This is a genomic window from Pelistega europaea (assembly GCF_013133775.1).
Classification (GTDB): domain Bacteria; phylum Pseudomonadota; class Gammaproteobacteria; order Burkholderiales; family Burkholderiaceae_B; genus Taylorella; species Taylorella europaea.
Genome location: NZ_JABGBO010000005.1, coordinates 19787 through 32143 on the forward strand (window position 1 = coordinate 19787; position 12357 = coordinate 32143).

The window sequence follows — 12357 nt, forward strand, 5'->3', positions numbered from 1 at the left end:
ATGCCTGAGCTTCCTGAAGTCGAAACCACTCTGCGTGGTATTGCTCCCTACATCACACATCAAGTGGTGAGTCGAATCATTGTTCGCCAACCCCAACTACGCTGGACAATACCAGAGGATATAGCCACCCAACTACAAGGGCAAATGATTATACACTGCCAACGTCGTGCCAAATATATGCTGTTGCAGTGTCCCAAGGGCACTCTATTAATTCATTTAGGAATGTCTGGTAGCCTACGTATTTTTCGTGAACAGGCACCAAAGCCTGATAAACACGATCATGTAGATATTCTTTTCAAAAATGGTACAGTACTTCGCTATCATGATCCAAGACGCTTTGGTGCTATTTTGTGGTTTAAAAGCACTGTTTCCGCTACCTCATCTTCTCTCATCAACACCATCCCCAAAAATGATACTGATATTTCAAACAACAGTTCAAGAGCAGCAAGCACGATAACCAACGACAAAGCCATCAATGGCAAAGATGAAACGCTCTCTCATATTCCCCTGCTCGCTCATTTGGGACCAGAGCCTTTAGAACCTGAATTTACAGGGGAATATCTGTATAAAGCACTCAAAACTCAATCCAGAGCCATTAAACTTGCCATTATGGATAATACCGTTGTCGTTGGAGTAGGCAATATCTATGCCAATGAGAGTCTATTCCTTGCTGGTATCCTCCCTACTCGTACAGCTAAATCTTTGCGAAAAAAAGATTGTGAAAACCTTGTTGCCATGATCAAAAAAGTCCTTTTGCGTGCTATTGAGGTGGGAGGAAGTACACTAAGAGATTTTGTGGATAGTGAGGGTAAAAGCGGTTATTTCCAACAAGAGTACCATGTGTACGGGCGAGATGGAGAGCCCTGTAAAGTCTGCACAACCCCCATCAAAAAAACCGTGATTGGACAAAGAGGAACTTTTTTCTGTCCGAAATGTCAGAAATAAGTATCAACAAAATAACTTGAACATCACTTACACAACAAACTCTAGTTCTCTCGTCTCTGCAAAGCGAATATACCTACTATTGTGGAGAAAAAAGTAAGGATATAACTAGACACAAAAACTTCCTTTAGGACGTTTTTGGGCTTGTTATATCTGAGAACCTCTGGCTCGAAGTGGAATAAGAATGATGAAACCAGCACCTCATCGTCCTTATTGTCCTATTGCGACTAAGTGATAATGCTTACTAGTAATAGACAGCTCTCAAAGTGAGAGAACCAGTCCCACCATGGTGGGACTAGCAGAAATGCTAGCCAAACTCCTTATCCCTTAAGCTAATGAAGCTACTGCTAAAAGTCACTAACTATTAGCAATATACCAACCATCACCAGTAAACTACTGCGGGTCTTAAACAAGCTAAAATCATTGCACGCCTTTGTGCTTAAAGAAATAGGAAATAGTTCTTGTTAAGCAATAATATTTCAATTAAAATTGAAATGTTAGAATCATTATCATTTTCTAGATCATGACCGAACAACAAGCTAGTCGACTTTTTGAAAGCCTTTCCTCTCCCATTCGTTTAAAACTCTTTTTGCAGCTTACCACAGCAGGAACCAAGGGCATTGTCGCTGGAGATTTAGCGAAAACACTTGATTTGCGTCCAAATAATCTCTCTTTTCATCTGAACTCACTCAGTAAAGCGGGACTTATTTTTAGCCAAACTGAAGGAAGATTTATCCGATACTTTGCCAATTTAGACCTCATGACAGAGTTCATACAGTTTCTCACACAAAATTGTTGCAAAGAGGATAAAAACTCTATCCCTTGCTGCGCTTTTTATGCGCCTAAGGAAGAATGCTAATCTTCATCCAGCCTAACCCTTAGATTTTTATTTATACATAACAGAAGATTTATTTCTTGTTTTTATTTCAATAGAATTTGAATGATGATGAATAAAGTCACTATCTATCACAACCCACAGTGCGGCACCTCTCGAAATACACTCGCCCTCATCCGCCATGCCGGTATTGAACCAGAGGTCGTCCTATACTTAGAAACACCCCCAGATGCGATAACCTTAAATACATTGCTACAACAAATGAATGTTACCGCAAGAGACGTTCTCCGAACCAATGTCGAACCATATCAAACACTCAACCTTGCCAATCGCCATCTTAGTGATAAAGAACTTATCCAACTTATGGTTGCGCACCCTCTTCTTATTAACCGTCCTATTGTGGTAACAAATAAAGGAACAAAACTTTGTCGCCCATCCGAGACAGTATTGGAGCTACTCCCTCCTATGCCTCCTAAGGTTTTTTTTAAAGAAGACGGTGAACAGGTCTTAAATGAGTACGGACACCTCATCACCCATCAACGTTAACAGGACAACTGTTACTTGCACCAGTCACTAGACATTTTTGTCAAATAACCTTCATTAGCAACAATCAACATTATTATCAGGAATTTTAAAATGGGAATTTTTGAACGTTTTCTCAGCATTTGGGTAGCACTTGCTATCGTCACTGGCGTATTATTAGGTTGGCTCATGCCAAATGCTTTTCAATGGCTGGCAGGTTTTGAATTTGCTCATGTCAATCTGGTTGTTGCTATCCTCATCTGGCTTATGATTTATCCCATGATGATTCAAATTGACTGGAGTTCCCTCAAGCAAGTCGGACAAAAGCCCAAAGGACTGTTGCTTACCCTTGTCATCAACTGGTTAATCAAACCTTTTACCATGGCACTCGTTGCTTGGTTCTTCTTTCATTATCTGCTTAAAGATTACGTCAATTCGCAAACCGCCCAAGAATATATTGCCGGTATGATTTTATTAGGTGCTGCACCTTGCACTGCCATGGTATTTGTATGGAGTCAACTCGTTAAGGGAGATCCTAATTACACATTAGTACAGGTCTCTGTCAATGACATCATCATGCTAGTAGCCTTTACACCTATTGTTGGATTTTTATTAGGGGTTAACCAAGTCAGCATTCCCTGGGAAACACTTATTCTATCCACGGTGTTATATGTATTGCTCCCTCTGTTGGCTGGCGTTCTAACACGCACATGGCTTTTGCGCCACTATCAAACTACTACCCTTTTTGTCACTCAATTAAAACCTTTTTCGATTGCTGGCCTAATCCTCACTGTGCTCTTACTCTTTGGTCTACAAGCCCAAACCGTCATCAGCAACCCTATCCACATTATCCTTATCGCCATCCCTTTACTCATTCAAACGTATGGCATTTTCTTTTTAGGCAGAGGCCTATCAAAACTGCTAAGACTACCTCCTAACATTGCAGGCCCTGCTTGTCTGATTGGCACATCTAACTTTTTTGAGCTTGCCGTGGCGGTGGCGATTTCTCTATTTGGATTACACTCAGGCGCTGCACTGGCAACTGTGGTTGGTGTACTAGTAGAAGTGCCTGTGATGCTCTCTTTGGTTGCGTGGATTAATAAATTTGATAGTAAAGTATAATTCCTATAGATATATTCTTTTTTATTAAAAACCATACAAGCATCGCTACCTAGGAAAACAAAGCACAATAAACAAAATCCCTTGCTTACATCAGTAAACAAGGGATTCTTTCTAGCGATGGGCTGTCGACACCTCATCAGATAAGTATTTAAACTTTTGCTACGTATTGAGACACACCAGCACCAAATAACGCTCTCCCTATAGCTTGGCTGAGCATCGTTTGGCACTTTCAAACACCTAGTTATTCTCCAAAAAGCTCTTTAACTTATCCGCACGGCTTGGGTGACGCAATTTACGCAACGCTTTTGCCTCAATTTGGCGGATACGCTCACGCGTTACATCGAATTGCTTACCCACTTCTTCAAGTGTTTGGTCTGAACTCATACCAATACCGAAACGCATACGTAATACCTTGCCCTCGCGTTGCGTTAGTGAGTTAATCACTTCCTCAAACACTTCACTCATAGAGCGCTGAAGTGCTGAATCAGCAGGAGCTAATGTGTTTGCATCCTCGATAAAATCGCCTAAGTGCGAATCATCATCATCCCCAATGGGTGTCTCCATAGAAATAGGATCTTTGGCGATTTTCATGATTTTACGTACCTTCTCGACTGGCATATCCATCTTCTGAGCTAATGTCGCAGAATCTGGTTCAACCCCAGTCTCTTGGAGAATTTGACGATTAATGCGGTTCATCTTATTGATTGTCTCAATCATATGAACTGGAATACGAATCGTACGTGCTTGGTCGGCAATAGAACGTGTAATCGCCTGACGAATCCACCATGTTGCATAAGTCGAGAACTTATAGCCACGGCGATACTCAAACTTATCTACCGCTTTCATAAGACCAATATTACCCTCTTGAATCAAGTCCAGGAATTGCAATCCACGGTTGGTGTATTTCTTGGCAATCGAAATCACTAAACGCAAGTTGGCTTCAATCATCTCACGTTTGGCTTTCTTCGCCTTGGCTTCACCATTTACCATGCGTTTATTCACATCTTTCAAGTCTTGAATAGGGAGAATCACCTCTTTTTCAAGCTCAATGAATTTTTGCTGAATTTCGTGAATATCGGGAATGAAACGTTGTAGTTTCTCTGCATAAGGAGCCCCTGAAGCAATCTCTTGATTAGCCCACTCCAAGTTGGTCTCATTACCAGGGAATACTGCAATAAAGTGTGCACGAGGCATATCTACGCGATCTACGCAAACCGACAACATTTGACGCTCTAGCGAGCGCACTTGTTCAACTTGTGCACGCAATGTATCAGCCAAACGCTCAACAATCTTGGCAGTAAAACGAACCCCCATCAATTCATCATAAATCACTTGATGGGCTTTTTCATACGCCTTAGATTTATAATTACCGCTTTCGCATTCCGCTTTCATTTTCTTGAAGGCTTTTTCAACAATATCGAATTTAGCCAATGCTTGCTCATGTAGCATCTCGATTTGCTTGCTACTCATCGCACCTGATGGGCTATCATCTGACTCATCATCCATAGACACGCCAGATCCTGCGTAATCCTCACCATCCTCAGAAATCAGACCATCAACAACCTCATCAATCTGTGCTTGACCATCACGCACGCGTTGGATATGTTTAAGGATTTCTTCTACAGTGGTAGGAGAACCTGCGATTGCCATCACCATCGCTTTAAGACCATCTTCGATACGTTTGGCAATTTCAATCTCACCATCACGCGTCAACAATTCAACTGACCCCATTTCACGCATATACATACGCACAGGGTCTGTCGTGCGACCAAACTCTGAGTCCACTGTAGTTAACGCGGCTTCTGCCTCTTCTTCTACGTCATCATCACTAATAGGTGTAGTATCAGTAAGAATCAAATCTTCGGCTGCAGGTGCCTGATCATAGACTGGAATACCCATTTCACTAAAGGTACTCACAATACTATCAAGCGCATCAGCATCGACTAAATCATCAGAAAGCGAGTCGTTAATCTCAGCAAAAGTCAAATAGCCACGATCTTTACCCTGCTTAATCAGTTGTTTCATCTGCAAGCGACGAGCCTCGATTTGCTCTGGAGTACTTGCTGCACGCCCAGCCACATCGGCGCCACGACGTTTGCCGCGCCCTTTGACATCGGCAAAGTCAATATCTACACTATCATCATCAACACCGTCATCATCAAAATCTAAATCATCTGCAGGTGCTGAAGACTTAGGACGTCCAGGCGATTTCTTGCCTTTGGGTGCTTCATCAAAATCGTCTAAATCGTCAAAATCATCGAAATCGTCAAGCACCTCTTTGGCAGCTTTCTGAGTGCTCTTCTTGGTGATAGTCTTAGTGCTTTTATCCGTCTTTGTTTTTTTACTGGTCTTCTTGGTGGCAGTATCTTTAGCCATACTTTCCTCACTATTTTTAGCGATTGATGTTTCTTACTTAAAAATAAAGGGCAATCTGCTATTATACATCTTTCACAACACTAATTGTTTGCTTTCATAAGATTTTTTAAGCGCATATACAACTGACGATAACGCTGGTCACTGGCCTCATCACGAGGACTCTCTGACAATTCTTTCATCGCTTGTTTTAATAGCTCGATTTCTACTTTATTCATCATCCCCAGCCATTCTGCTTGGGGGTTTGACAACTCTTCATCATGCAAAGAATCCTTTTCTACTGACATGACAACTCGTTGAACTTCCTCGTTTTCAGCAAGATAAGGCTGTATTAACCCTAGCACGGCCGTACCCTTGGCCATACATATTGCCAAAAACTGAGCTACAAGTTCATAATGGGGGTGTTTATTCAACATTTCAAGCTGTCTTTCCGTAACACTACTTAAGACATCAGGGTGATTAATCAGCAAACGAATAATTTTAACCGCCAATGGATCTACTACACGTGTTGCTGCTAGTGCCTGATTTCGTTGAGAAAACCACGGTTTGTTAGGACGCACAACAGTCTTTTCAACCACAGGAGCCTTGCTCACCCTATGAGCAGTAGGCACTGATAGTACAGCCCCTCTAGTAGCAATACTATGACGAGCTTCTTGTGAATGTTGTTGGCTTTCAATAAAATTAGCTAGATTCTGTTTTAGCTCTTCGTGAGTTAACGATAATAGCTTGGCAATATCTTTTTCGATTTGCAAGCGTATCATCGTGTTGGTCGGAATCTGTACCAACATAGCACGGATTTCATGTAGACAAGCCGCTCTTCCCTCTGCTTCTTGCAATGCATAGTTTTCTTTAAGCTCTTCAATCAAAAAAGTCGATAAAGGCAAAGACTGCTGGACTTGTTCTCGAAAAGCATCTTGTCCAAACTCGCGTACATAGGTATCTGGGTCATGCTCCTCTGGCAAAAACAAAAATCGCATAGACACATCATCACGTAGTAAAGGCAAACAAATATTCAATGCTTTCCATGCTGCCCTGCGACCAGCCAAGTCCCCATCAAAACTAAAAACAATTTTATGGGTAATCCGCATGAGCTTAGTAATATGCTCTGAGGACGTTGCTGTACCTAGTGTTGCTACTGCATTCTCAAGACCCAACTGGGCTAAACCGACCACATCCATATAGCCTTCAACCACAAGTACAAAGCCCTCTCTATGAATACCTGTACGATTTTCAAAAAGACCGTAGAGTTCAGAGCCCTTATGGAAAATGGCTGTTTCAGGAGAGTTTAAATACTTAGGGTGGCCACTACCAATAATACGCCCACCAAAGCCAATTATTTTGCCACGAGCATTGTAGATAGGAAAGGTAATACGTTCACGAAAGCGGTCATACTTACGCAAATCTTCGCTCTCTATGACAAGCCCTGCATCTACCAAGTTAGGGTCATCATAATTCTCAAAAACTTGCTTTAACGCTTGTCGCTCATAGCCTGTCCACCCCAGCCCAAACTTCAAAGCAGTCTTACCGTCAAGCCCACGACTTTTAAGATAGTCAATCGCCACTGGAGCATTACGTAATTGCTTTTGGTAAAAATGCTGTGCACGCTCCAAACACTCATGCAATGCATCACTTTTAGTCTTTTGCGCTTTTTCATAAGCGACTTCTTGTGCAGAGCGCTGTCTTTCGGGTACTTGTAAGCCTACTCGACTTGCTAAAGTTTTCACTGCTTCAGGGAACGTCATCCCTAGGTGCTTCATCAAAAAATCAATAGCAGTACCACTTTGGCCACAACTAAAGCAATGAAAAAATTGTTTTTGGGGACTTACAGAAAAGGAAGGAGTTTTTTCGTTGTGAAAGGGACAAAGCCCAAACAGGTTTGTCCCACTTTTCTTGAGCTGTACATACTGCCCAACCACGTCTTCAACATTGACGCGGTTAAGCACGTCCTGAATAAAAGATTCAGGAATCATAAAAAATTAGTACAAGCGTGGAGGTAATTGTTGGCTACGGATACGTTTGTAGTGACGTTTAACCGCAGCAGCATGTTTACGTTTACGCTCTGTTGTTGGTTTTTCGTAGAATTCACGAGCACGTAAATCAGTTAACAAACCTGTTTTTTCAATAGTACGTTTAAAACGACGTAAAGCAGCCTCAAATGGCTCATTTTCTTTTAGACGAACGCTTGGCATTCTATAAATTCCTTTTAAAATAAAAGAGTAAGCTAAATAATAAACCTACTCGACAATAAACTTAAACACAATAACTGGCATCATGTGTGCATAATCCAATTCACACAAAAATCAATGCCCTATAAAAATTAACCGATGTTTTTAGCCTACTAAAAGAAAAATCACCTGCCTTTAAAATAAAAATAGACTAAACGACTATTTTAGCATAAAAACATACCTTTGTAAAATACAAAAGTCTTTACAAAGGTATAATACACGGTTAACCACCATCACAACGGTTAACCACCATCACAACGGTTAACCACCATCACAACGGTTAACCACCATCACAACGGTTAACCACCGCTATCATGGTTTATTCATCACTATTTTGGACACCTTTACGAATCCACGCTTCTAATTGGTGAGGTCGTAAACTATCATAATCCTCAAAGGGTTGATGAATCCAAGGATTAGTAGGGAGCTTTTCAACAAAGTAATTAGGCTCTACCTTGGAGTGACCTTTACGCCACAACACCGCCGTACGCATTTCTTCAATTTGCGGAAACTGGGCTAGTAAATGGTCATAAACTTTGCTAAAGGTTAAGCCTGTATCCACCATATCATCGACTAGCAATACACGCCCAGACAAAGTACCTCGTGTGATAGTAATAAACTTAGCAATGTCCAACTGACCTTGAACAGTACCAGCTGCTTCACGATAAGAGCTGGTCGCTAAAATACCTAATGGCACATCAAAAATACGAGATAATACATCCCCTACTCGCACACCACCACGGGCAAGACATACGATTTGATCGAATTTCCAGCCAGATTGATGCACAATCAATGCAAGACGCTCAATAAGACGATTGTAGTCAGACCAACTGACCCATACATCCGTATCAGTATTTGGAGGTAGACTCATTATTCACCTTTTAAAGGGTTATTTAACATAATAGTTTCATTACGATCAGGACCGGTTGACACCATAGCAATAGGCACTTCACAAATTTCCTGCATGCGTGCCAAGAACTTACGAGCATTTTCAGGCAACTCTTCGTATTTTGTCAAACCTTTAGTGCTTTCTGTCCAGCCTGGAAGCATCTCAATCACTGGCTCTACTCTTGCACAATCCGCCGCACCATAAGGCAATACATCAATCGCCTTACCGTCGAGTTTATAGCCCACACAAATACCGACTTCTTTGAGACCATCTAATACGTCTAACTTTGTCACGCATAGGCCACTAAGACCGCTAATCATTGCAGAGCGTTTAAGGGCTGCGGCATCAAACCAACCGCAACGGCGTGGACGACCTGTTACTGATCCAAACTCCATACCTACCTTGGCAATATGAGCACCAATATCGTTTAATAATTCGCTAGGAAACGGACCAGAACCAACACGTGTTGTATAGGCTTTAGTAATACCCAAAATATAATGTAAAGATGAAGGTCCCACACCAGCACCTGCTGCCGCCTGTCCCGCTACACAATTACTACTTGTCACAAACGGATAAGTACCATGATCAATATCTAATAAAGCACCTTGTGCGCCTTCAAATAAAAGCGATTTACCCTCTTTTTGGACTTGATAAAGCTCTCGGGCTACGTCGGCAACCATAGGTTTAATTTGTGCTGCCCATTCTTTAATCTGTGTACGCACTTCATCATAAGAAATAGTAGGTGCTTTAAGATAGTTTGCCAATACAAAATTGTGATAATCCAAGACCTCTTTAAGTTTGGCATCAAGCACATCTTCTTGGAACATATCTTGAACACGAATAGCACGGCGAGCCACCTTATCTTCATAGGCAGGACCAATACCACGACCTGTTGTACCAATCTTGGCATCACCCTTGGCGGCTTCACGAGCTTGGTCAATAGCGATATGATAAGGCAGAATTAGGGTTGCTGCCTCAGAAATACGTAGACGACTACGCACCTCAATACCAGCTGCCTCCAATTCAGCAATTTCTTTTAATAAAGCCTCAGGAGAAAGCACCACACCATTACCAATATAACAAGTGGTATGCTTGTGCATAATACCTGAAGGAATCAAACGTAGAATGGTTTTTTGACCATTAATCCATAGAGTGTGACCTGCGTTGTGACCACCCTGAAAACGCACCACACCGTGGACAGTTTCAGCTAGCCAGTCAACGATTTTACCTTTACCTTCGTCACCCCATTGGGTACCGATAACTACAACGTTTTTACTCATAGTACTTCGCTTTATAAAAGATTAAAAAATATCTCTCAACACCCACTCACCATTTTTCTCGACAAGCTCTTGTTTGAAACTAAACTCATCAACAGAAAATTGACTGTTGGGAAACTCCTGAACAACAATGTGTCCCTCGTTGCGCAATGCTTTGATACGATTCAACAGCGATTTATCTTGCCCCCAAGGAGCACGAATTGCTTTACTAGGTTGTGCTGGGGGCAAACCAGCTGCCAATTTACGCAAATCTAAACTAAAGCCTGTCGCTGCACGGGCACGGCCAAATACCGCTCCTACATTGTCATAGCGACCACCTCGTACCAAAGCCTCATGCCAACCATCTGCATATAAGGCAAAAATTACCCCAGAGTGATAGGCATAACCTGTCACATCAGCGAGGTCGATGCTGACAACACTGGCATCAAGGGATTGGATAATGGCACGTAAAGAATCTAAACCTTGTTGAACGCCTGGCAACGCTGGTAATAAAGCACTTGCACGGTCAAGCACTTCAACCCCACCATAAAGCCGAGGCAAGGCCAATAGACCTGCTTTAAGTTGGGCTGGCACCTCTGGATAGTGATCCAACAGAATAGCCAGTGATGCCTCATCTTTGTCTTTGAGATAGGTATAAATCGTCTCAGCTTCGGCAGCAAACGCAGGATAAGCGTCGATTAACGCTGCCGTAATACCAGGATGATTCAAGTCCACACGAGGACTATGCACGCCAGCAACAGATAAGCTCTCTAGTGCCAACTGAATAATCTGATAATCTGCCTCAACCCCAGCATAACCGTAAATCTCAGCACCAATTTGCATTAACTCACGCTCCGCCAGCAACCCTGCTGGACGTGCATGCAACACCGTACCACAATAACAAAGGCGAGTCACACCCTCACGATTTAATAGATGAGCATCGATACGGGTAATCTGAGGTGTCATATCGGCACGCACCCCAAGAGAGCGCCCGGAAATCTGATCAACTAATTTACAAGTTTGCAAATACAACGTGTCGCGCTGCCCTGCCAATAATGAATCCGTGTACTCCACTAGCGGAGGAGTCACCATCTCAAAACCATAGGTACGATATAAATCAAGCAAGCGACGACGCAATTCCTCTATACGTCTTGCTTCGGCTGGCAAAATATCGGACAAATAATCCGGTAATAACCAATTCTGAGTACTCATGCTAAACCAAAAATAAAAAACGGTCTAATTGCGTAAGCAAGTAGACCGTCTGCATTTCTTAACTTACAAGACATTATAGCAAAAAATGTCTGTTAGTGATTAATTCGTTGCTGGCTGTTTAAAATATTTGAAAAATTCTGAATTAGGGTCAACAACAAGCAAGTCTTCTTTAGAAGAAAAGACATTTTTATAAGCGTTCATACTCTTATAAAAGCTATAAAAATCAGGATCTTTGCTATAAGCATCTGCATAAATTTTGGCGGCTTGTGCATCCCCCTCACCGCGAATAGCTTGTGCTTTAGCATTGGCTGCTGCAAGAATCTCCTGCACACGACGATCCGCATCGGCACGAATAGTTTCACTCTCTGCTGCACCATTGGCACGTAGGCTGTTGGCTTCTTGCTTACGTTCTGCCTGCATACGGGTGTAAACAGAATCAGACACCTCTTGCGAGAACTCAATACGTTTGAGACGAACATCCACCACCTGAATACCCAACGGTTTTGCACGTGCTTCAACATTTTGAAGAATTTCTGACATAACAATATCACGCTCTTGCGATACTACAGCACGCACAGTACGTGTATTCACAGAGGCATTCAAGGCATCTCGAATTTGTGCATTAAGACGATTTTGTGCAGCCTTGACATCAGATCCAAAGGAAATATAAAACTCACGAGGATCTTGGATACGCCACTTGATATACGAATCAATAATCAGATTCTTTTTCTCTGATGTTTGGATACGCTCCGTATCACCTGATTCAATTGTCTGGATGCGTTTATCTAACAACACCACATTTTCAAGAGGAGATGGTAATTTAAAGTACAATCCTGGCTCACTAATAGTGCGTTGCCATTCTCCCAATTTAAACACCAAAGCATAGTTACGCTCCCCTACTACAAAAAGCATAGAAGAAGCCACCCATGCCAAAATCGCCAATACGACAACAATACCTGTTAAACGACTATTCATAGTTTA

Annotated in this window: 11 protein-coding genes; 4 read left to right on the forward strand and 7 right to left on the reverse strand. The window is 42.1% G+C overall.

All coding sequences use genetic code 11. The features are described 5' to 3' along the window. The 4 genes from mutM (at position 1) to arsB (ending at position 3421) form a co-directional block, all read left to right on the forward strand. Positions 1-945: a bifunctional DNA-formamidopyrimidine glycosylase/DNA-(apurinic or apyrimidinic site) lyase gene (mutM, locus tag HKX40_RS05545; RefSeq protein ID WP_171588579.1), complete on the forward strand. Its 945-nt coding sequence runs from the start codon at positions 1-3 to the stop codon at positions 943-945. 520 nt (positions 946-1465) lie between these two features. Next, positions 1466-1801 carry an ArsR/SmtB family transcription factor gene (locus HKX40_RS05550; RefSeq protein ID WP_171588580.1) on the forward strand — a complete coding sequence of 112 codons (336 nt, stop codon included), beginning with the start codon at positions 1466-1468 and terminating at the stop codon, positions 1799-1801. Positions 1802-1888: 87 nt separating this feature from the next. Further along, positions 1889-2323 (forward strand): arsenate reductase (glutaredoxin), encoded by a 435-nt coding sequence (gene arsC, locus HKX40_RS05555; protein ID WP_171588714.1) that lies wholly within the window; start codon positions 1889-1891, stop codon positions 2321-2323. A 90-nt stretch (positions 2324-2413) separates the two neighbouring features. Beyond that, on the forward strand, positions 2414-3421 hold the full coding sequence (arsB, locus tag HKX40_RS05560) for an ACR3 family arsenite efflux transporter (protein WP_171588581.1): 1008 nt from the start codon (positions 2414-2416) through the stop codon (positions 3419-3421). A gap of 237 nt (positions 3422-3658) precedes the next feature. Here arsB and rpoD read toward each other — a convergent pair whose 3' ends face one another. The 7 genes from rpoD to hflC all read right to left on the reverse strand — a co-directional run bounded on the left by rpoD (position 3659) and on the right by hflC (position 12351). Continuing rightward, complete coding sequence (gene rpoD / locus HKX40_RS05565; RefSeq protein WP_171588582.1) at positions 3659-5797, reverse strand: RNA polymerase sigma factor RpoD; 2139 nt, start codon at positions 5795-5797, stop codon at positions 3659-3661. 80 nt (positions 5798-5877) lie between these two features. After that, on the reverse strand, positions 5878-7764 hold the full coding sequence (gene dnaG, locus HKX40_RS05570) for a DNA primase (RefSeq protein ID WP_171588583.1): 1887 nt from the start codon (positions 7762-7764) through the stop codon (positions 5878-5880). 6 nt (positions 7765-7770) lie between these two features. Next, a complete protein-coding gene (rpsU, locus tag HKX40_RS05575) occupies positions 7771-7983 on the reverse strand; it encodes a 30S ribosomal protein S21 (RefSeq protein ID WP_159990714.1) in 213 nt (70 codons plus the stop codon). Positions 7984-8338: 355 nt separating this feature from the next. Continuing rightward, complete coding sequence (locus HKX40_RS05580) at positions 8339-8890, reverse strand: phosphoribosyltransferase (RefSeq protein ID WP_171588584.1); 552 nt, start codon at positions 8888-8890, stop codon at positions 8339-8341. After that, on the reverse strand, positions 8890-10188 hold the full coding sequence (locus tag HKX40_RS05585; protein WP_171588585.1) for an adenylosuccinate synthase: 1299 nt from the start codon (positions 10186-10188) through the stop codon (positions 8890-8892). Before HKX40_RS05585 ends, HKX40_RS05580 begins: the two co-directional genes overlap by 1 nt. A 21-nt stretch (positions 10189-10209) precedes the next feature. Next, the gene (locus HKX40_RS05590) at positions 10210-11376 is read right to left on the reverse strand and encodes an ATP phosphoribosyltransferase regulatory subunit (RefSeq protein ID WP_171588586.1); all 1167 of its coding nucleotides are present in this window, start codon (positions 11374-11376) and stop codon (positions 10210-10212) included. Positions 11377-11475: 99 nt separating this feature from the next. Continuing rightward, positions 11476-12351 (reverse strand): protease modulator HflC, encoded by an 876-nt coding sequence (hflC, locus tag HKX40_RS05595; RefSeq protein ID WP_171588587.1) that lies wholly within the window; start codon positions 12349-12351, stop codon positions 11476-11478. Positions 12352-12357 lie beyond the last annotated feature (6 nt).

Coding starts and splice junctions, on each gene's coding strand:
- mutM (WP_171588579.1), top strand. CDS start 1: ATGCCTGAGCTTCCTGAAGTCGAAACCACTCTGCGTGGTATTGCTCCC.
- HKX40_RS05550 (WP_171588580.1), top strand. CDS start 1,466: ATGACCGAACAACAAGCTAGTCGACTTTTTGAAAGCCTTTCCTCTCCC.
- arsC (WP_171588714.1), top strand. CDS start 1,889: ATGAATAAAGTCACTATCTATCACAACCCACAGTGCGGCACCTCTCGA.
- arsB (WP_171588581.1), top strand. CDS start 2,414: ATGGGAATTTTTGAACGTTTTCTCAGCATTTGGGTAGCACTTGCTATC.
- rpoD (WP_171588582.1), bottom strand. CDS start 5,797: ATGGCTAAAGATACTGCCACCAAGAAGACCAGTAAAAAAACAAAGACG.
- dnaG (WP_171588583.1), bottom strand. CDS start 7,764: ATGATTCCTGAATCTTTTATTCAGGACGTGCTTAACCGCGTCAATGTT.
- rpsU (WP_159990714.1), bottom strand. CDS start 7,983: ATGCCAAGCGTTCGTCTAAAAGAAAATGAGCCATTTGAGGCTGCTTTA.
- HKX40_RS05580 (WP_171588584.1), bottom strand. CDS start 8,890: ATGAGTCTACCTCCAAATACTGATACGGATGTATGGGTCAGTTGGTCT.
- HKX40_RS05585 (WP_171588585.1), bottom strand. CDS start 10,188: ATGAGTAAAAACGTTGTAGTTATCGGTACCCAATGGGGTGACGAAGGT.
- HKX40_RS05590 (WP_171588586.1), bottom strand. CDS start 11,376: ATGAGTACTCAGAATTGGTTATTACCGGATTATTTGTCCGATATTTTG.
- hflC (WP_171588587.1), bottom strand. CDS start 12,351: ATGAATAGTCGTTTAACAGGTATTGTTGTCGTATTGGCGATTTTGGCA.